This window comes from Leuconostoc sp. JNUCC 76, assembly GCF_053667755.1.
In genome coordinates this window covers 1,437,287-1,457,629 of sequence record NZ_CM132206.1, presented here as the reverse complement: position 1 = coordinate 1,457,629, position 20,343 = coordinate 1,437,287, and the positions used below count along the sequence as shown (strand labels likewise).

Here is a 20,343-nt window from a genome sequence, read left to right as displayed (position 1 = left end):
ATTTATTTGCATACAGCAGTTTGGAGAATTATAGCTTATGATTAGACATTTAATCCTAGAAGATGGCACGGTTTTTGAGGGCCTTGGCTTTGGTGCACCTGCCACTACTTTTGGGGAAATCATTTTTCATACGGCCATGACTGGTTATCAAGAAATTATCACAGATCCAATTTACGATGGGCAAATGATTGTCTTTTCGATGCCTGTTATCGGGGCAGCGGGCATTCATGCTGAGGCTTATGAATCGGTGAAACCAATGGTAAGAGGAATGATTGTACATGATTTGGCTGAGGTCTCAGTCAATCGACAACGTCGTATGAATTTAGATCGTTTCCTGAAGCAACACAATATTCCTGGGTTGTATCAAGTTGACACACGAAAATTGATCAGACATTTGCGAGAAACTGGGCCACAAAAAGCTACAATTGTGGACTACGCTGATGATCACGCAGTAGATCAATTAGTAGCGACAGTTTTAACAAACAAACAAGTACAAAATACAGCGACCTCTAAGCCATATGCTAACCCCGGGCGTGGTCGTCATATTGTAGTAATAGATTTCGGTTTAAAACATGGTATTCTTCGCATGTTAGGGGATTACGATGCCAATGTTTCTGTTTTACCATATACAACAAGTGTTGATGAAGTATTAACCTTAGATCCAGATGGCATTATCCTATCTACAGGTCCTGGCGATCCGCGCTCACTGCCAGAAAGCGTTTTTACGTTGATCAGAGTATTGCAAACAAAGGCGCCGTTACTAGGTATTGGCTTGGGCCATGAATTATTTGCTTTAGCCAATGATGCAACATTGGTGGCACTCCCATCTGAACATCACGGCATGAACCATCCTATTCAAGAAATTATTTCTAGGCAAATTTTTTATGCAATGCAGGGCCAAGGGTACGCGGTTGACGAAGCGTTACTTGATCACAAGAAATTGTTTGTTACCTATCGTGATTTAGTAGATGGTGCTGTACAAGGATTGCGTCACCGTGATTATCCAGCTTTTAGTGTACAGTTTTTCCCAGATTCAGCTCCAGGACCATATGAAGCGACAGCAGTATTTGCAGATTTTTTTGAAACGGTAGAAGATTATGTCGAACATCACAGCTAAAAATATTTTATTCATTGGTGCGGGATCAAATGATTTTGGTCTTGAATCGGAGCATGATGCATCTATTTATCAGGTCATGCCTGAATTAAAGGGACATGGCATCAATGTCTTTCTAATTGACGAAAACCCTTACGCATTGTCCCTAGAAAGTTTAGCGGCTGAAACGATTTGGAAACCTTTGACAGTTGAAAACGTTAAACAGGTTATTAAGCATAACCATATTGACACTGTGCTACCACTTTTTGGTGGCGTGCGCGCGGTCAGGTTATGGGCAGATGTTGTGCAGTCATGGGAGCATGGGGATGGTTTAGTACCTCAAACTCTTGGATTAAGCATTGATATGTTACTACGGATTAATAATCTTGCTGATTTTACGAAATTTATGGCAGAAGCGGGTTTACCAGTTATCACAAGCCATGTTGTCAAAGCGCAAGATGATGCAAACGAATTGTTACGTGAGCTTCAGGTACCATTAATGATTAGATCTTTGCATCCAAAAAGCACTAATACACGTCAGATGGTTGAACGGTTAGATGAATTTGAAGAAGCAATTGATAATGCCAAAACACAGTCAATGACGCAAGAAATCATTATTTCTAAAGCCATAAATGGATTGAAAGAAATTGGAATGGAAGTGTTACGAGATTTTCGCGGGAACAAGATGAAAATCGGTGCCAGTGAGGACATGGATCCAATTGGCATTCATACTGCTGATTCGTTAAGTGTGTCGCCGACATTAACGATTCAAGACCAAATTTTGGAAAAAATGAGAATGTATGCTTTCCAAGTTGCTGATTTATTAGAACTACAAGGTGTAATGCACGTTCAATTTGCTTTTGACGATACGACTGGTGCAATTTATATTATTAAGGTTTCACCCTATATCGATCAAATGTCCAGTCGTATGGCGCTTGTAACTGGATATCCAGTAATGCTAGTAGCCATTAACTTGGCGATGGGTATTGCGTTAGAAGACATTGTGCTTTCACACGATTTTGGTCAAAAAATGGCTATGATGGAACCGATGATGGATCATATCACGGTAAAGTTGCCAATTTTTCCCTTCGGTGAGTTAGAAGAGTCCAATGTTTCAGTGAATAGACAGCTGAATAGTATACAAAAATCTGTTGGCTCGACGATTGGATTTGGGCGTACATTCATTGAGGCGCTAGAAAAAGCCATTCGCTCAGCACATTTTAACAATGCCACATTTTCACCAACAAATATGGCACATGTTAGTGATGACGCATTAATTCAGCAGCTGATTCATCCTGAAGATAATCGTGTGTTACTACTCATTGAAGCCATTAAACGTGGTTACGAAATTGATGAATTAGCTGAATTGACTAATATTGATGAATTTTACTTTTACCAATTAGGACACTTATTACAATTAGAACTAGACATTGAAAAAGATGTTGACAGTATCGTATCATTGCGACGTGGTAAAAGGTATGGCTTGTCAGATGGATTGATTGCTCTTTTTTGGGATACAGATTTTAAAATTATTCGGGCTCTAACAAAGGAGCACAACATTGAACCAACTTATAAAGCTTTAGAACCATCGGCTGGTGAGTTTCCAGAGAATGCACGTCAATATTACTCGACTTACGAAGAAGAAAATGAATCTGAACAAGTAAGTGATAATACTGTTCTGGTCATCGGTAGTGGGGCCTTTAGATTAGGGGATGCTGCATCTGGTGGTTATGCGACAACCGTTGTTTTATCTGAACTACGACGCTTACAATACCATACTGTGATTATGAATAATAACGCTAGTGATGCAACGCTGATGCAAAATTTGGCTGATAAGCAATATTTAGAGCCATTGGAAATTTCAGACGTCATGAAGGTTGTTGAACTTGAAAATCCGATAGCCATAATTGTTCCAGGAAATCGACGTAAGTTAATTACGGCATTACGCGAACTCAATCAGAACGTGTTGATTTTGCCAAAGGAAAAGCATACACCAAGTGGACCGGAAACAACACAAACTGAATTTGCCCTAAACGTATTTTCTGATGGACATCGAGTTTATCCAATTAACATCACTCAACATATGGTTGGTGAAATGCGAATTGTGCCACAAATTGTTGATTTGCCAAAAGAGCTAACGCAAACACATCTGGAAAATCCAGGCGTGTACCAGGTAATTTGGTGCCAAAATGGTAATGATTGGGTAGAACATGTCGAAGTCTCAAACATCAGTTATGATACATGGTTACGTCCTATGCCATTTGGACAAGTTGCCTTTATAAGCAAAGTAATGCAGGTTCAGTGGCTACGTATGACAGTTCGATCATTGTTAGATCGGATGACGGAGCAAGATAGAAAGTTATTGGATAATGTTAATAAATTGACACTACAAACAGATGTCCGCTTAGTGGCTTCCAATATTGATTATGAGCTCCACTTGCAACCCACGGAGCCTATTGACGGTACAAGATTTGAATTAGGAGTGGGCATCAAATATTATGAGTAAAGACAAATATGAAACACATTTGTTTACAGGTATTGTAGTTGAGCAGGATTTGTCTGGAAACTATGTTCCTAAAGATGGCGCGACTTTGCACAGGTGGCGAACTGGAAAACATACAAAGGGAAAGTACAAACATATTGGGCAAGTATTTTTGACAGAAAATAATCAAAGTATTGCTGTGCTAACACAAGAAAAATTATCTTTTAATAAGCGCCACGATTATGTGCCATTACAAAGATGGACCGAAGCAACTGTTGACTTGAACAAACTTGAAGCATACAAAAAGGATGAATCATAAAGTTCATCCTTTTTGTATGCTTATTTTCTCAAAGATTTGGTGTTAAAGTTAAACAAGATAGCATTTAATACAATTAGCAAAGCACTGAAAATAAAAATACCTCGATAATCAAATACACTGGCTACTAAGGCACCAAACATTGGGCCCATGACACTTCCGATTGATTGGAAACTTTGATTATAGCTGAAGATTCGTCCAGTCATTGCTGAGGGGGAATTTTTAGATAGTAAGGTTTGCACAGCTGGCAACATGGTAGCATCACTAATACCAATAATAAATCGAAATACCATTAGCATGAAGACACTTGTCACAAATGCTGTTGGAACTAATGCAGCGATAGCAATACAAAAACCAATTTTTATCATTCTGTGTGTACCCACGCGGTCACCAATTTTTCCAAACTGTGGCGCTGCAAAAACTGTTGCAATACCAGGCATTGCTGCAACAACACCAGCAAGAAAGGTAGTGTTGTTACTGTTGTTTGTTAACTCACGGACAAATAGACTGATGATGGGATTGATGGAGGTATTGACAGTTTGCACTAACATTGTAGTAATAAATAGCCCAAAAATTAGTTGTTTGTTGGGTAGTGCGTGCCAGAGATCAGCTGTTGAAGTTGGATTTGAATCAGATGGGGCTTCGTGAGGTTCTTCTTTAACAAAAAACATGGTCAGTATGAATACCAAAAATAAAATGATACCGGTGATATGAAAAGACATCCGATATGAAACGACTGAAGCTAAAGTACCACCAAATAGTGGACCAAGTAAATTACCAGCTGTCATACCAGTTACCAAGATGCCAAGTGCATGACCGGCGTGTTCTTTCGGGGTTTGTGTGGCAATTAGGGCATTCGAATTGGAAATATAACCACCCGTGGCACCTTGAAGGGCACGAAGAATGAATAATTGCCAAACATTGGTGACATATCCCATTAAAAATAGGATAATCGCCATGCCGAGCGCAGCACGAAGCATCATTAATTTGCGGCCTTTTCTATCGGCGAGCTTTCCCCATAAGGGGGACACAATCGCCATAACTAAAAATGAAACAGAGAAAATTGCCCCAGAATAAAATGTTAGCTGATTTTTACTAAAATGGCCTAAGGTGTCAATGTATAAAGAAAGGAATGGCATGACTTCACTCAGAGCGATTCCTGTCATAAACACACCAAACCAAAGGACCAATACGTTACGTTTCCAAAGAGAATTTTCTTGATTTTTTGGCATGACTAGTCACGTTATCTCCCTATTTTTAAATAATTAAACAAGTAAAGTTTATTATTTAATTTTAGCGCTTATGACCCACTTGTGCACAAATTTAAACGTGGCTTGTGAAAAAATTAAATTTTGCTTATAATGAGAGTACGCATTGTAAAGCGTTAATAAGGTGCAAATCGCTTTGATAAGTGATTTTGTACTCTCCGGAATCCATGAAGGGAATTGTGTGCGGCATCTTTGAAATCAGTGGATACAGCTTCCTAAGACAGTAGTGTATCAAGCACTGAAACATCGATAAATGGTCACACATTATACGCTAAAATATGGCAAAGACAAAGCATTATACAGGACCGGAAGTCCTTGAGATGGTCGGACAATACATGTCTGAATCAGATACAAAAAATGTTAAAAAAGCCTACGAATGGGCGTCAGAGTTGCACAAGGAGCAGAAGCGTAAGTCTGGGGAACCATATATTATTCATCCAATTCAAGTTGCTGGTATTTTGGCAGAACTGAAGATGGATACGGCAACGGTTATTTCAGGCTATCTTCATGATGTTGTTGAGGATACGACGGCTACGTTACAGGATGTTCGAGATAATTTTGGAGAAACAATTGCCCAAATTATTGATGGTGTAACAAAAATTAGTAAAATTCAATATCAAAGTTCACAAGAACAGCTTGCAGAAAACCATCGCAAGTTGCTTTTAGCTATGTCAAAAGACATACGTGTGATTATTGTTAAGTTAGCCGACCGTTTGCACAATATGCGTACTTTAGGCGCTTTACGTGAAGAAAAACAAAAGCGCATTGCAAAAGAAACATTGGAAATCTACGCGCCACTGGCTGACCGCCTTGGTATTAGTACGATTAAGTGGGAACTTGAAGACTTATCGTTAAGTTATATTGATCCCGAGCAATATTATCATATTGCTTCACTGATGAATATGAAGCGCGAAGAACGAATTAGCTACGTACAGGAAGCAGTTGACCAGATTAATGGTGCGATAAAAGATCTTGAATTAAGTCATGTTGATGTGTATGGTCGTCCAAAGCATATTTATTCAATTTATCGAAAAATGGTGGATAAACATAAGGCTTTTGAAGAAATTTATGATTTGTTGGCTGTTCGCGTATTAACGAATTCGATTCCGGACACTTATGCTGTATTAGGAGCAATACATTCAAAATGGACACCGATTCCTGGCCGTTTTAAAGATTATATTGCTTTGCCAAAAGCGAACGGATATCAAAGCTTACATACTACAGTTATTGGTCCTGACGGACGTCCATTGGAAGTGCAAATTCGTACGCATCATATGCATGAAGTGGCTGAATATGGAGTGGCTGCACATTGGGCATATAAAAAAAATCGGGGCTCAAATAAAGAGGCAAATGTTGATGATAACAGTCAGCAAGCTTTAAATGTCATCCAAGGCATATTAGAACTGCAAGAAAATGCCAAAAATGCCGAAGACTTTATGGATGGTGTAACGGGAGATTTGTTTTCTGATCGTGTTTATGCGTTTACACCTCGTGGTGATGTGTTCGAACTGGCTAAAGGTGCTGGACCATTGGATATGGCGTTTTCAATCCATACAAATATCGGGATTAAAACAACGGGTGCAAAAATAAATGGTCGAATTGTACCACTGGATTATAAAATAAAAACTGGTGATATTATAGAAATTATCACTTCTGCTAATGCTAAACCAAGCCGTGACTGGTTAGAGATTGTTTCAACACGCCGAGCACGAAACAAAATTAAGCAGTATTTTAAGCAGTTGGATAGGGAAGACAACATCACAGCAGCACGTGAATTGTTATCAAAAAATTTGAGAGACAATAATTTCAATCCTTCTGATATTCTGACGCCAGAAAATATTCAAGAAACCGCAGATAAGATGCATTATCATACGCCAGATGATATGTTGGCAGCAATAGGCTTTGGCGATATTGCTGTACCTGGTGTGGTTAATAAATTAACCGAAAAAATACGTGAGGCTAATGAAGAAGCTGCTACAGCAGAATTGCAACGTGAAATGCTGGAGGAAGGCCACGAAATTACTCGTGACGAAACAGCTTTCACCAAACGACAAAAATCAACGGCTGATGACATTGTTATTGCAGGAGTGGATAATTTATTAGTACGTTTAGGTCGATGTTGTACGCCAGTTCCAGGAGACGATGTTAAAGGTTATATCACAAAAGGACGTGGTATTTCTGTTCATCGTGTGGGGTGCCCAAATATTCGAGCTGCTCAGCTTCAAGGACAACGTCTTGTGGATGTACAGTGGGAAGATGAAAATGGGTCAAAACCTAATTATGATGCTGATTTGACTGTGCATGGTGAAAATCGCGGTGGATTGCTAAACGATGTACTTCGTAGTGTTAATGGACGAACTCGCTATGTTAATTCTGTTAACGGTCATGTGACAAAAAACGGAATGGCGCAAGTTTCTCTATCAATTGGTGTCAAAAATTCAGAACAGCTGACAGCAATTATGGATTCTCTAAACAACCTACCAGCAGTATACGATGTGGAACGTACATTTCATTAAGATATGTCAAAATATATTGGTAAGCCTCAAGTGAAAAATTTTGAGGCTTTTTATGATAAAAATTGTGTTAAAAACTGAAAGACGTTTGAAAGTCCTTGATAGGATATCGTTTTTCACGTATGATGTTAGCAAATAAATGTATTTTTAGAATGGAGATAGCATGAAAGTTGTATTGCAACGCGTAAGCAAAGCTAGTGTTAAAATTGACGACCAAGTAAAAGGAGCAATTAACAAAGGATATTTATTGTTAGTTGGCGTTGCTGATGGTGACGAGCAAGTAGATATAGATTATTTAGTTCGGAAAATACATAATTTAAGAATTTTTGAAGATGAAAGTGGCCGCATGAATCTTAGTATCGAAGATGTTTCGGGTGCTATTTTATCTATCTCACAGTTTACGTTGTTTGCTGATACTAAAAAGGGAAATCGTCCAAGTTTTACCAAAGCAGGGGCACCAGAATTTGCGACTGTTTTGTATGACCAATTCAATGCGGCATTAAGAAAAAGTGGATTACAGGTTGAAACTGGAGAATTTGGAGCAGATATGCAAGTTAGCTTAACAAACGATGGACCGGTGACAATTTTATTTGACACAAAAAGCGCTCAATGAGCGCTTTTCTTGTGGTTATAATACCAGCCAAATGGTATAGTACTTTCTGTACCATTTCTGATTCGGGAAATATTTGTACGATGGCGGTAGAAAACAAAAATGGTCAATATGCTAGCAACTATCGTTAGTATCCAATCATGATAGTATAGTGATATTAGGACGGCACATGAGAAACTGATCATAGAGCTCAGAGATACCATTGAACTGATTGATAATAAAATAATGAAAATACTAATAATGATGATGAAGAATATGGGATTATATGCAAGTAATACACCAGCTGAGGTAGCAACTGCTTTACCACCTTTAAAGCCAATCCAGATAGAGAACGTGTGTCCCAGTATAGCACCAATACCCACTAACATTGGATTAATGCTACTATGGAATAATAAGGGAAGCAAACCTGCTGCCGTACCTTTAAGCATATCAAGTGCTAGCACAGTTATGCCAGCTCGAATACCTAAAACACGGAATGAATTGGTGGTACCAATGTTACCTGATCCCTCATCGCGAATATCTTTATGGTAAAATATTTTACCTACCCAAAATCCTGGTACCAGAGATCCAATCAAGTAAGAGAGTACAAACATTAATATAGTAGTAAACATAAAAACCCCTTTAATATAAAAGTAAGTACAAGTTTACCATATATTTAAGTAGTATATGGCATAACTTATTGAAAATAAAATATTGACACTTGTCAGAAACAAGATTTTCATCTATGATAAAATAGATTGACATTAGCGCACGAACACTGGTTCGTGTATCGAAGGATAGATTAATATGCCAGAAAAAAATCATTATGATTCAGATTCAATAAAAATTTTAGAAGGACTTGAGGCCGTTCGTAAACGTCCAGGAATGTATATCGGTTCAACAGATGGCCGTGGTTTGCACCACTTAGTCTATGAAATCGTTGACAATGCTGTCGATGAAGCGCTTGGTGGCTATGGAAATGAAATTCGCGTTACGATACATGATAACAACGCCATCACTGTACAAGACTTTGGTCGCGGGATGCCAATTGGTATGCATGAGTCTGGTAAACCTACACCAGAAGTTATTTTAACAGTTTTACATGCCGGCGGAAAGTTTGGGCAAGGTGGCTATGCGACTTCAGGTGGGTTACACGGTGTTGGCTCTTCTGTTGTTAATGCATTGTCGGAGAGTTTAACGGTAACCATTGTTCGCGAAGGTCATAAGTGGCAAGAAGAATTCGTGAATGGTGGTAATCCAGTTGGTACCTTACGAGATTTAGGTAAAACTAAGGAACCAACAGGGACAACGGTTACTTTCAAGCCAGATGCGACAATTTTTAGTGCTACAGTGTATAAATTTGATATTTTAGCAGAACGTTTGCGTGAATCGTCATTCTTGATGAGTGGTGTTAAATTTACGTTAACCGACGAAAGAGTTGATCCAATTCGTGTTGAAGAATATCATTATGAAAAAGGTCTTGAAGCATTTGTTGGTTTTCTGAACGAAGACAAAGAAACTATCGGACCAGTTATGACCTTTGAGGGTGAACAAGAGGGTATTGTTGTTGATGTTGCAGCGCAGTACAATGATGGTTACTCTGAAACACTTCTTTCATTTGTTAACAATGTCCGTACACAGGATGGTGGAACCCACGAAGTTGGTTTCCGAACTGCGTGGACAAAGGCTTTTAATGAATATGCACGAAAAGTGAACTTACTAAAAGATAAAGATAAAAACTTAGAAGGTACGGATGTCCGTGAAGGATTATCAGCTGTTATTTCATTGCGTGTTCCAGAACAGTTTTTGCAGTTTGAGGGACAGACAAAAGATAAATTAGGAACGCCAGAGGCACGTGGTATTGTTGACTCTGTTGTTAATGAAACTCTTGGACGCTTCTTAATGGAAAATGGTGACTTCGGACAAAATTTAATCCGTAAGGCACTTCGCGCTCGAGAAGCTCGAGAAGCCGCCCGTCGCGCTCGTGACGAAAGTCGCACTGGTAAAACTAAAGGGGCGAAAGATCGTTTGCTTTCCGGTAAGTTAGCACCTGCCCAGTCTAAAAATGCTGATAAAAATGAACTCTTTTTAGTCGAGGGTGATTCAGCTGGGGGCTCTGCAAAGCAAGGCCGTGACCGTAAATTCCAAGCCATTTTGCCACTACGTGGAAAAGTACTAAACACTGAAAAAGCTAAGTTAGCAGATATTTTAAAAAATGAAGAAATATCAACATTAATTTATGCTATTGGTGGCGGTGTTGGAACTGATTTTAAAGTTGAAGATGCGTCATTTAACAAAATTATTATTATGACAGATGCCGATGATGATGGCGCGCACATTCAAACCTTACTACTAACATTCTTTTATAAGTACATGCGGCCATTAATTGAAGCTGGACGTGTCTACATAGCCTTACCACCATTATACCGCGTCAAGTACTCTTCCAAGAAAATGGAAGACCAATTTGCTTGGACTAATGCTGAGTTAGAATCAATTACGAGTCAGAGTGATGCGCGTTATGAATTAACACGTTTCAAGGGACTTGGTGAGATGAATGCGCCATTGTTATGGGAAACAACAATGGACCCTGAATCAAGAACATTAATACGTGTTAAAATTGATGACGCTGTGTTAGCTGAAAAACGTGTCACTACGTTGATGGGTGATAAAGTTGATCCGCGACGTGAATGGATTGAAGCCAATGTTCACTTTACATTGGATGAAGCCGGGTCAATTCTGGACACAGTTGATGGGGATGACACAAAGTCTAGTCATGTTTTTGAAAAAGCGCGCAATCATGAAACAGGTACAAAGTTTAAAGAACAAAAAAGTGTACCAGTCATTAAGACTTGGCAGAATGGTGACGATTGATTTCACTTGTCACTAGATAAAAACAGCTAACCATTCAAATTATGGTTAGGTTATTACTTAATATTTAAAATTAAACTTTTTATGACATTTATTTGTAATTAGTAATTTTATAGATGTTTTAATCAAGGAGAACCGCACTTAGATGGCAGATCGTATAACCGAACTCTCACTTGAAGCAGTGATGGGGGAGCGCTTTGGGCGCTATTCAAAATATATAATTCAAGAACGTGCTTTGCCAGACATTCGAGACGGATTGAAGCCAGTGCAACGGCGTATTTTGTTTGCAATGGATCAGGATGGAAACACCTATGACCATCCATATCGTAAATCAGCAAAATCTGTTGGTAACGTAATGGGTAATTTTCATCCGCATGGTGATTCATCAATTTATGAAGCCATGGTGCGTTTATCGCAGGATTGGAAAGTTCGTGAGCCACTGATAGACATGAACGGTAATAATGGTTCAGTGGACAATGATCCTGCTGCAGCAATGCGTTATACTGAAGCGCGATTATCTAAAATTGCTGGTGAAATGATGGCTGATTTGGGGCAAGAAACTGTGGATATGGTTTTGAACTTTGATGACACAACTTATGAGCCAACAGTTTTACCTTCCCGTATCCCTAGTCTTTTTATTAACGGTGCAACTGGTATTTCGGCGGGATATGCAACAGAGATTCCGCCCCATAATTTGAAAGAAATCAATTCCGCATTAATTTATTTACTTGATCATCCAGCCGCTACTTTATCGCAATTAATGCGTTATGTAAAAGGCCCTGATTTTCCGACTGGTGGTATTGTTCAGGGACTTGATGGTATAAAAAAAGCGTACAAAACAGGACGCGGTAAAATCGTTGTGCGTGCTAAGACAGAAATATCTGATCTTCGCGCTGGCAAGAAAAAAATTGAAATTACTGAGCTGCCTTATGAGGTTGTTAAGTCAAATTTGGTATCAAAAATTGACGCCATCCGATTAAATAAAGAGGTGACCGGCATTTCAGAAGTCCGCGATGAATCCGATCGCGAAGGGATGTCTATTGTTATTGAATTATCTAAAGAAGCAAATGCCAATGGTATTTTAACTTATTTGTTCAAAAAAACTGATTTGCAGATATCTTATAACTTCAATATGGTTGCTATTCATGATCAACGACCAGTACACGTTGGCTTGAAGGCTGGTTTAGAAGCTTTCCTTTCGTTCCGAAGAGAGGTTGTATTAAAGCGATCAGCATATGAATTGGCCAAAGCCCAAGCACGGCAACATATTGTTGAAGGCTTAATCCGTATGCTTTCTATATTGGATGAAGTGGTTGCTACCATTCGAGCGTCTAAGAATCGTAAAGACGCTACGCAAAACTTAATTAATCGTTTTGAGTTTACACAAGCACAAGCTGAAGCCATTGTCACGTTGCAATTGTATCGATTGACCAACACAGATGTGACGCAATTAGAAGAAGAGTTCTCCCAGTTGAATGATAAAATTAATCGTTTGAACCAAATTATTCACGAAGAGTCAGCATTGAAAGATGTTATTCGCGAAGAAATTAAGGCAATTACTAAGGCCTATTCTTCACCACGCCGCAGTGTTATTGAAGCAGAAGTTGAGAATTTGGTAATTGATACAGCAGTAACGATTGCTGAAGAAGATGTTCAAGTGTTAGTGTCACGTAATGGTTACTATAAGCGTGCATCTTTGCGTTCCTTTAAAGCTTCGGATAATGAAAATGGTCTGGCAGAAGATGATTTAGTTGTTTTCCAAGGAACCCTAAACACCACAAATCATTTGTTTATGTTTACCAATAAGGGAAATGTGATTTATCGACCGGTTCATGAATTACCTGATACAAAATGGAAAGATACTGGGGAACATTTTTCACAGCAACTATCGAACTGGGATAAAGACGAGGTTGTGATTAAAGCTATTGCTGTTGATAATCTCGAACAAGGTGGCGCATTTACAATAGTTTCAAATGACGGATTTATTAAACAAACTACTTTAGTAGATATAGTTCCCAAAGCTTATAAAAAGAAATCTTCGATGGCCATTAAGCTCAAAAAAGATATGAGCTACGTTGTTAATGTTGCGTATTTCCAAAAAGTTGAGCGCCAAAATGTGCTCTTATTGTCCCATAACGGTGTTGGTTTACGATACGCGATAAAAGAGGTGCCAGAAATTGGTTCCCGTACCGCTGGAGTCAAGGCAATGGATTTACGCGATGATGACACGATTAAAGCTGCCTTGTTTATTACCGATGATAAACAAAGTGTTGCTATTGTTGCTGAAAATGGCGCATTTAAGTATATGCCAGTATCGTTAATTAACCACTCAAAACGTGGTAATAAAGGTGTTCTCGTTTTCACACAAAAGAAAACTGTAGCTTATAAAGTTGCCACAGCGACAATATTTGATAGCAATGTGAAAGCACTTTCTATTTTGACCAAGCGTTATCAAATTCAAGAATTACAATTAAGTGATTATCATGAATCACAACGTATTGGCAATGGACAATACGTCGTTGACATCGATAAAAATGGCGAACCGTGGATTATAAAACCGCTAACAATTTCTGAGACAAAATGATTATTTTTTGTTAAAATAAAAATATAAAATGCTAGGAGATAAACTAATGGCTAAGACTTTAGTTTTTGGGCACAAGAACCCAGATACAGATACAATCGCATCAGCAATCGCTGCAAGTTATTTATTGAACCAACAAGGTCAAGATACAGAAGCAGTCGCGCAAGGTGAGCCCAACGCTGAAACGCAATTCGCGTTAGATTACTTTAAAGTTAAGCCGCTTCGTGTAATTTCTGAGGCCGATACGGAAACAGTTGTTTTAGTTGACCATAATGAAGCTGCACAATCAGTTGATAATTTAGCTGACGTTACCGTGGAAAACATTTATGATCATCATAAGTTTGCGTTCACAAATTCTACACCCCTGTATATCACTGCTAAGCCATGGGGCTCTGTAGCAACTATTTTGTACTACGAATTCAAACAAGCAAACATTGTTATTCCTGCAGAAATTGCCGGACTATTAGCTTCAGCAATTATATCTGACACATTATTGCTCAAGAGCCCAACAACGACATCATACGACCAACCCGCTTTGGAAGCCTTAGCTAAGATTGCCGGACTTGAAGATTATGCTGTCTATGGTTTGGATTTGTTGAAAGCTGGAACAGATTTGTCATCACGCACTGATAAAGAATTAATTGATGGTGATGCAAAGTCATTTGAAATGGGTGGGCATCAATTCCGGATTGGTCAAGTCAACACTGTTGATATTGATGAAGTATTATCTCGTCAGGCAGGAATTGAAGCAGCAATTGCAGAGGAAGGTTATGAAGACTTTTTATTTGTGATTACTGATATCTTGAATTCAAACTCTAAGGGCTTGTACATTGGAGATGCTGCTTCATCAATTGAAGCAGCATTTGATCAAAAACTTGACAATAATGTAATCGATCTTCCTGGTGTTGTTTCTAGAAAGAAGCAAGTAGTTCCACCATTAGAAAACCAACTCTAAAAAATTCATCCCAAATTAATTTAATTCAAATTATAAATTTTGGGGGATAAAATGTTGATAAATTTATTCATAGACCTTTACACTGGTAATTGGTTCATGTATAATAGATATTTGTATTGACAAGCAAATAAAAATTTTAAGAAAAACACTAAGGAGCAAGGATTATGCGTATCCACGTCGTTCTAGGAAATGATGAAACTGGTGAGCGTATCTACTTGACGTCTAAAAATCGTCGTAATACGCCAGACCGCCTTGAGTTAAAGAAGTACTCACCAAAACTTCGCAAAGTAGTAACATTTAAGGAGATTAAGTAATGGCAAAGAAGTCAAAGATTGCTAAGGCACAAAAGCGTGAAGCTTTAGTTGCAAAGTACGCTGACAAGCGTGCAGCATTGAAGGCTGCGGGTGACTATATTGGATTGGCAGCTTTGCCAAAGGATTCATCTCCAGTACGCGTTCATAACCGCGATTGGATCGATGGCCGTCCACACGCTTACATGCGTGAATTTGGAATGTCACGTTTGAACTTCCGTCAATTAGCACACAAGGGTCAAATTCCTGGTGTTCGTAAGGCTTCTTGGTAAAAGAAACCAGTAACTTCTTTCTAATTCCTTCATTCGAAGGTTTAGTATAAAAAAGCCCCAGCTTGCGGGCTTTTTTATATTGTCGACGTATGTGTGCTGTAATTTGCACTATTTTAATAAATAGGGTACAATAAATATAGTTAATTTACATAGCAATTGTAAATGGGCGGGTCACTTGGAAAAGCGGCCGGCTCATTTTTTATGGGATTAGCACGCTTATTGTCAATATAAGATGGTGTTAACGCTATATTAGTAAACGTAATTGACAAAACTATTCATCGAAAGGGGAAAATAAATGGCAAACAAAACCGAACAGACAATTGTTGACTTGATTTCGCCAATCATTGAAGCACATAATGATTTACTGTGGGATTTAACGTTTACCAAAGAAGGTGGACAAAAAGTTTTACGAATTTTGCTGGATAAACCTGATCATCAATTTATTACGATGAATGATTTGACACTATTCACGCAAGAAGTTAATGAGTTGTTAGATACCGTGGATCCAGATCCAATACCTGAAGCCTATGTTTTAGATATTTCATCACCAGGCGCTGATCGACCATTAAAGGAATTATGGCATTTTGAGTGGGCTAAAGAGGCCAATGAAAATATTTTAGTATCCTTGTTTGTTGCCAAAGAAGGCCAAAAAAAGTGGCAAGGAAAAATTGCTGATCTAAACAAAGATGGCTTGACGCTGACGACAACTAATGGACGTTTGCCATTAACCTTTGACGAAATAGCTAAAGCAATACTGGATGTCCAGTTTTAAATCGTTAAAAATGGAGAAAATCAAATGAGTAAAGAATTAGTGGAAGCACTTAATGCTCTTGAATCAGAACGAGGAATTGATCGTTTAGTTGTTGTCGAAGCACTTGAAGACGCATTGAAAGCCGCCTACAAGAAGCAATACAATACCGCTGATAATGTCGAAGCAACATTCGACGATAAAAAGGGCAACATTAGTATTAAACAAGTAAAGCATGTTGTTTTAGATGATGATCTTGAAGATGAAGAAATAGAGATTTCTTTATCCGATGCATTGGCAATCAATCGAGCATATGAAGCAGGAGATGAGATTCGCTTTGATGTTACACCAAAAGATTTTGGTCGTATGGCGGCACAAGCTGCAAAGCAAGTAATTGTGCAAAAAATGCGTGAAGCTGGACGACAAGCTATTTATAACAAGTTTTCAGATTATGAAGATGAAATTATAACAGGTGAAGTTGACCGACAAGATGCACGATTCCTATATGTGAACTTGCCTGGTAATCAAGAAGCTGTCATGGCACCAAATGATCAAATGCCAAACGAGCGTTATCATATGGGGGATCGTATCAAGGTCTTGGTTAACAAAGTTGAAAACAATGCCAAAGGACCACAAGTCTTTGTATCGCGAACAGCAGCTGATTTGGTTAAACGATTGTTTGAACAAGAAGTGCCAGAAGTTTATGATGGTACTGTTGAAATCATGTCTATTGCGCGTGAAGCGGGTGATCGCTCAAAAATTGCTGTTTATACGCATGATGATGACTTAGATCCAGTTGGGGCCATGGTTGGTCAACGTGGTGCACGTGTACAAAGCGTTGTTAACGAACTAGCTGGTGAAAATATGGATATCGTGGAGTGGGTTGAAGATGAAGCACAGTATATTGCGAATGCTTTGAATCCTTCAGAAGTAACTGATGTCATTTTTGACTCAGCCAATGATCGTGCGGTAACGGTTATTGTTCCAGATAATCAGTTATCTCTAGCAATCGGAAAAAAGGGTCAAAATGCTCGCTTAGCAGCACGTTTAACTGGATTTAAGATTGACATTAAATCTGAAAGTGAAGCAGCAGTTAGCTTAGACCCAACACCAGCTGCTACAGCTGCTGACGAAAACGAAGAATAATTTGAAAGGAAATATGATCATAAATCAAGTGATTTATAATCATACTGGTACATATGAAACCTCGTAAAATACCAATGAGAAAAGACATTGTAACGGGTGAAATGTTTCCTAAAAAAGAACTCGTTCGAGTCGTTCGTAGTAAAGAAGGTGACGTGACTTTAGACCCAACAGGGAAAGCCAATGGTCGCGGTGCGTATGTTAGCCTAGATGTAAAAAATGCAGAAATGGCTAAAGAAAAGCGTATTTTTGATAAAGCTTTTGGTGTGAAAGTAGCAGATGAATTCTATGATGAACTCATTGCTTACGTTGACCATCAACAAGCACGTCGGGAGTTGTTTGGTGATAAATAAGGATAACCAAATACTGAATTTAGTTGGTTTAGCAATGCGTGCTGGTAAACTAGTACTTGGAACAGAGCCTACGTTGTCAGCTATTCGTGGGCAAAAGGTTTTTCTAGTTTTCTTTCCCAGTGATGGTGGTAAAAGCCAAGCAAAAAAATTCGCCGATAAATCAAACTTCTATAATATCAAACTAGTACAAGACTATACTAAAAAGCAATTAACGGATGCCATTGGTGTTAACCGAGGTGTCTTCGCCATTGCTGATCAAGGTTTTAGTCGAAAAATTAAACAATTAATTTCAGAAAAGGAGCGGAACTAAATGACAGAAGAAAAGAAATTCTCAGGTTCAAACCGTCCTGCACGAAAACAGGCAGTCCCAGAACGTAAGGAATTGCCCGCATCACAACGCCGTCATGCGGCAAAGTTAGCAGATGGTACAACGCCAGCCCAAGGAGGCTCACGTCCAAGCCGTCCTGCACGTCCTAACAATAACAATCAAAATCGTCCAAATAATGGTGGACAAAGCCAAAATCGCAATAATCCAAATCGCTCGAATACATCCAATAATGGTGGTCAAAACCGTTCAAATAACGGTGGGAACCGCAATAGTCGTCCAGGTTCACGAGTTGCGCCTGCTGAAGGGCGCCCAATGATTCGAGAGAAGAAAAATTGGTCAACGAAGCCACGTGAAGGGCAAGTCGATTATTCTGCTAAACCGGATAATAGCTTGAAGCAGTACGTGAACGAAAATGAAAAGAAACGACAAGCTTCTGCAGCTGCTAAGCATCCAAAGAAGCAAGCCGCAGCAACTAAACCAGCTGCAAAGAAAGAGACTAGTGCAGCTAAACCAGCTACTACATCAACAACCACTGGTGCAGGAAAGTTTGGTGGAGCTCTCGCTTCTGGGAATAATTCTGCGCGCAATAACTCACGTAAGCGTAATACTAATGGTACCGGTCAACAAACACCACGTCGTAATGATCGTCCACGTGGTTCTAAAAAGTCACGACGTATTGCTGCTAAACACCAACCATCAACTCCAGCAACAGTACGTAAAGAACAGCCATTACCAGCAGTTTTGGAATATCGCATTGGTATGAACGTGCAAGATTTGTCAAAGTTGTTGCATCGTGATACAGCAGAAATTATTAAAAAGTTATTCTTACTGGGTATTGTTACAAATCAAAACCAAAGTTTGGATGAAGATACAATCGAAATTTTGGCAGCTGATTATGGTATCGAAGCACAAGCAAAAGAAGAAGAAGACGTTGCTGATATTGACAGATTCTTTGATGATGAAAATATTGATGAGAGCAAGTTAGTTTCTCGTCCACCAGTTGTAACGATCATGGGACACGTTGATCATGGTAAGACGACATTGTTGGATTATCTACGTAATTCTCATGTTACTGAAGGTGAAGCAGGCGGTATCACACAACATATTGGTGCGTACCAAACACGTATTAATGATAAATTAATTACATTCTTGGATACACCAGGACACGCCGCCTTCACAGAGATGCGTGCGCGTGGTGCCAACGTAACTGATTTGACAATTCTTGTTGTTGCTGCTGATGACGGTGTTATGCCGCAGACAATTGAAGCGATTAATCATGCTAAGGCAGCGGGAACGCCAATTATTGTTGCTGTTAACAAAATTGACAAGCCTGGAGCAAATCCTGACGATGTTATGAACCAGTTAATGGCCTATGACTTAGTTCCTGAAGAGTATGGTGGTGACACAATCTTCGTTAAAATTTCAGCTAAGTTTGGTCAAAATGTTGACGAACTACTTGAAATGATTTTGTTGCAAGCTGAAGTTTTGGAATTGAAAGCAAATCCTGATATGCCAGCACGTGGTTCAGTAATTGAAGCCCGCTTGGATAAGGGACGTGGACCAGTTTCTACTGTTCTTGTACAACAAGGAACAATGCATGTTGGTGATCCAATTGTTGTTGGTAATACGTACGGCCGTGTACGTACGATGACAAACGAACGTGGTGCTGAGCTATCAGAAGCTTTGCCTGCGACACCTATCCAAATTACTGGTTTGAATGGGGTGCCACAAGCTGGTGATCGTTTCATCGTTATGGCTGATGAAAAGACCGCTCGTGCAGCTGGTGAAGAACGTGCAAAGCGAGCACAAGAAGCAGTTCGTAATTCAGGATCAGTTGTTACTTTGGATACATTGTTCAATACAATGGCTGAAAAAGCGATGAAGACGGTGCCAGTTATTGTCAAGGCTGATGTTCAAGGATCAGTCGAAGCACTTTCTGGATCATTGAAGAAGATTGAGGTTGATGGTGTTCGTGTGGATATTATCCATACAGCTGTTGGCGCGATTAACGAATCGGATGTTACTTTGGCTGAAGCATCTGGCGCAATTATCATCGGATTCAACGTTCGTCCTACACCTTTGGCAAAATCACAATCGGATTCTGAAAAGGTTGATATTCGTTTCTATAATGTCATTTATAATGCGATTGACGATGTTGAAGCAGCTATGAAGGGCCAACTTGAACCTGTATACGAAGAAAAGGTTATTGGAAAAGTCGAAGTTAAAGAATTGTTCAAATTCTCTAAAGTCGGAACTATTGCCGGTGCCATGGTTGAAGAAGGTAAAATTACTAAGGATTCTAAGGTTCGTGTCATACGTGATAATGTAGTGGTGTTTGACGGTGAAGTTGGCTCATTACAGCGCGGTAAAGATGCAGTTAACGAAGTGAAGATGGGATTTGAATTCGGATTTACAGTGGCTAAATTTAATGATGTTCACGCTGGGGACGTTGTTGAAGCCTATGTAATGGAAGAAGTTAAACCTAAGTAAGAGACCGATTACGCTGAATGCTTTTTAGTAGGT

17 protein-coding genes are annotated in these 20,343 nt (G+C 39.1%); 15 read left to right on the top strand and 2 right to left on the bottom strand.

What is annotated here, in order from left to right:
• Positions 1 to 37 precede the first annotated feature (37 nt).
• From JNUCC76_RS07370 to JNUCC76_RS07360, 3 genes are read left to right on the top strand one after another with little or no spacing between them, the layout of a single operon-like run.
• Complete coding sequence (locus JNUCC76_RS07370; protein WP_454153797.1) at positions 38 to 1,117, top strand: carbamoyl phosphate synthase small subunit; 1,080 nt, start codon at positions 38 to 40, stop codon at positions 1,115 to 1,117.
• Positions 1,098 to 3,599: a carbamoyl phosphate synthase preATP-grasp domain-containing protein gene (locus JNUCC76_RS07365; RefSeq protein ID WP_454153796.1), complete on the top strand. Its 2,502-nt coding sequence runs from the start codon at positions 1,098 to 1,100 to the stop codon at positions 3,597 to 3,599. Before JNUCC76_RS07370 ends, JNUCC76_RS07365 begins: the two co-directional genes overlap by 20 nt.
• Complete coding sequence (locus tag JNUCC76_RS07360; protein WP_454153795.1) at positions 3,592 to 3,894, top strand: DUF7671 family protein; 303 nt, start codon at positions 3,592 to 3,594, stop codon at positions 3,892 to 3,894. Before JNUCC76_RS07365 ends, JNUCC76_RS07360 begins: the two co-directional genes overlap by 8 nt.
• Positions 3,895 to 3,914: 20 nt before the next feature.
• Here the strand turns inward: JNUCC76_RS07360 and JNUCC76_RS07355 are convergent, their stop codons facing one another.
• Positions 3,915 to 5,123, bottom strand: a complete 1,209-nt coding sequence (locus JNUCC76_RS07355) for a multidrug efflux MFS transporter (RefSeq protein ID WP_454153794.1) — start codon at positions 5,121 to 5,123, stop codon at positions 3,915 to 3,917.
• Between the two features lie 314 nt (positions 5,124 to 5,437).
• Here JNUCC76_RS07355 and JNUCC76_RS07350 point away from each other — a divergent pair, with 314 nt between their 5' ends.
• A complete protein-coding gene (locus JNUCC76_RS07350; protein WP_454153793.1) occupies positions 5,438 to 7,675 on the top strand; it encodes a RelA/SpoT family protein in 2,238 nt (745 codons plus the stop codon).
• A 160-nt stretch (positions 7,676 to 7,835) separates the two neighbouring features.
• A complete protein-coding gene (gene dtd, locus JNUCC76_RS07345) occupies positions 7,836 to 8,285 on the top strand; it encodes a D-aminoacyl-tRNA deacylase (RefSeq protein ID WP_454153792.1) in 450 nt (149 codons plus the stop codon).
• On the opposite strand, the gene plsY is transcribed toward dtd, so the two are convergent.
• Complete coding sequence (gene plsY / locus JNUCC76_RS07340; protein ID WP_454153791.1) at positions 8,279 to 8,893, bottom strand: glycerol-3-phosphate 1-O-acyltransferase PlsY; 615 nt, start codon at positions 8,891 to 8,893, stop codon at positions 8,279 to 8,281. The genes dtd and plsY overlap by 7 nt on opposite strands.
• Before the next feature lie 175 nt (positions 8,894 to 9,068).
• Here plsY and parE point away from each other — a divergent pair, with 175 nt between their 5' ends.
• From parE to infB, 10 genes are all read left to right on the top strand, one after another.
• Complete coding sequence (parE, locus tag JNUCC76_RS07335; protein ID WP_454153790.1) at positions 9,069 to 11,132, top strand: DNA topoisomerase IV subunit B; 2,064 nt, start codon at positions 9,069 to 9,071, stop codon at positions 11,130 to 11,132.
• A gap of 142 nt (positions 11,133 to 11,274) precedes the next feature.
• Positions 11,275 to 13,713, top strand: a complete 2,439-nt coding sequence (gene parC / locus JNUCC76_RS07330; RefSeq protein WP_454153789.1) for a DNA topoisomerase IV subunit A — start codon at positions 11,275 to 11,277, stop codon at positions 13,711 to 13,713.
• Between the two features lie 46 nt (positions 13,714 to 13,759).
• Positions 13,760 to 14,665, top strand: coding sequence for a manganese-dependent inorganic pyrophosphatase (locus JNUCC76_RS07325; RefSeq protein WP_454153788.1), 906 nt, complete (start codon positions 13,760 to 13,762; stop codon positions 14,663 to 14,665).
• A 164-nt stretch (positions 14,666 to 14,829) separates the two neighbouring features.
• Positions 14,830 to 14,979: a 50S ribosomal protein L33 gene (gene rpmG, locus JNUCC76_RS07320; protein WP_002815032.1), complete on the top strand. Its 150-nt coding sequence runs from the start codon at positions 14,830 to 14,832 to the stop codon at positions 14,977 to 14,979.
• The gene (gene rpsN, locus JNUCC76_RS07315; RefSeq protein ID WP_002815025.1) at positions 14,979 to 15,248 is read left to right on the top strand and encodes a 30S ribosomal protein S14; all 270 of its coding nucleotides are present in this window, start codon (positions 14,979 to 14,981) and stop codon (positions 15,246 to 15,248) included. Before rpmG ends, rpsN begins: the two co-directional genes overlap by 1 nt.
• A 295-nt stretch (positions 15,249 to 15,543) precedes the next feature.
• On the top strand, positions 15,544 to 16,020 hold the full coding sequence (rimP, locus tag JNUCC76_RS07310) for a ribosome maturation factor RimP (RefSeq protein ID WP_072613864.1): 477 nt from the start codon (positions 15,544 to 15,546) through the stop codon (positions 16,018 to 16,020).
• 24 nt (positions 16,021 to 16,044) lie between these two features.
• Positions 16,045 to 17,142, top strand: a complete 1,098-nt coding sequence (nusA, locus tag JNUCC76_RS07305) for a transcription termination factor NusA (protein ID WP_454153787.1) — start codon at positions 16,045 to 16,047, stop codon at positions 17,140 to 17,142.
• 53 nt (positions 17,143 to 17,195) lie between these two features.
• The gene (gene rnpM, locus JNUCC76_RS07300) at positions 17,196 to 17,492 is read left to right on the top strand and encodes an RNase P modulator RnpM (RefSeq protein ID WP_014324890.1); all 297 of its coding nucleotides are present in this window, start codon (positions 17,196 to 17,198) and stop codon (positions 17,490 to 17,492) included.
• Positions 17,482 to 17,802, top strand: coding sequence for a L7Ae/L30e/S12e/Gadd45 family ribosomal protein (locus JNUCC76_RS07295; RefSeq protein ID WP_072613862.1), 321 nt, complete (start codon positions 17,482 to 17,484; stop codon positions 17,800 to 17,802). Before rnpM ends, JNUCC76_RS07295 begins: the two co-directional genes overlap by 11 nt.
• Positions 17,803 to 20,310: a translation initiation factor IF-2 gene (infB, locus tag JNUCC76_RS07290; protein ID WP_454153786.1), complete on the top strand. Its 2,508-nt coding sequence runs from the start codon at positions 17,803 to 17,805 to the stop codon at positions 20,308 to 20,310.
• The last annotated feature ends 33 nt before the right edge of the window (positions 20,311 to 20,343 follow it).

Excerpts from the sequence above, each read along its gene's own strand:
- plsY (WP_454153791.1), bottom strand. The coding sequence starts at position 8,893 with ATGTTTACTACTATATTAATGTTTGTACTCTCTTACTTGATTGGATCT.
- parC (WP_454153789.1), top strand. The coding sequence starts at position 11,275 with ATGGCAGATCGTATAACCGAACTCTCACTTGAAGCAGTGATGGGGGAG.
- infB (WP_454153786.1), top strand. The coding sequence starts at position 17,803 with ATGACAGAAGAAAAGAAATTCTCAGGTTCAAACCGTCCTGCACGAAAA.
- rpsN (WP_002815025.1), top strand. The coding sequence starts at position 14,979 with ATGGCAAAGAAGTCAAAGATTGCTAAGGCACAAAAGCGTGAAGCTTTA.
- JNUCC76_RS07365 (WP_454153796.1), top strand. The coding sequence starts at position 1,098 with ATGTCGAACATCACAGCTAAAAATATTTTATTCATTGGTGCGGGATCA.
- rpmG (WP_002815032.1), top strand. The coding sequence starts at position 14,830 with ATGCGTATCCACGTCGTTCTAGGAAATGATGAAACTGGTGAGCGTATC.
- JNUCC76_RS07350 (WP_454153793.1), top strand. The coding sequence starts at position 5,438 with ATGGCAAAGACAAAGCATTATACAGGACCGGAAGTCCTTGAGATGGTC.
- rimP (WP_072613864.1), top strand. The coding sequence starts at position 15,544 with ATGGCAAACAAAACCGAACAGACAATTGTTGACTTGATTTCGCCAATC.
- JNUCC76_RS07355 (WP_454153794.1), bottom strand. The coding sequence starts at position 5,123 with ATGCCAAAAAATCAAGAAAATTCTCTTTGGAAACGTAACGTATTGGTC.
- dtd (WP_454153792.1), top strand. The coding sequence starts at position 7,836 with ATGAAAGTTGTATTGCAACGCGTAAGCAAAGCTAGTGTTAAAATTGAC.
- JNUCC76_RS07370 (WP_454153797.1), top strand. The coding sequence starts at position 38 with ATGATTAGACATTTAATCCTAGAAGATGGCACGGTTTTTGAGGGCCTT.
- JNUCC76_RS07325 (WP_454153788.1), top strand. The coding sequence starts at position 13,760 with ATGGCTAAGACTTTAGTTTTTGGGCACAAGAACCCAGATACAGATACA.
- nusA (WP_454153787.1), top strand. The coding sequence starts at position 16,045 with ATGAGTAAAGAATTAGTGGAAGCACTTAATGCTCTTGAATCAGAACGA.
- JNUCC76_RS07360 (WP_454153795.1), top strand. The coding sequence starts at position 3,592 with ATGAGTAAAGACAAATATGAAACACATTTGTTTACAGGTATTGTAGTT.
- rnpM (WP_014324890.1), top strand. The coding sequence starts at position 17,196 with ATGAAACCTCGTAAAATACCAATGAGAAAAGACATTGTAACGGGTGAA.
- parE (WP_454153790.1), top strand. The coding sequence starts at position 9,069 with ATGCCAGAAAAAAATCATTATGATTCAGATTCAATAAAAATTTTAGAA.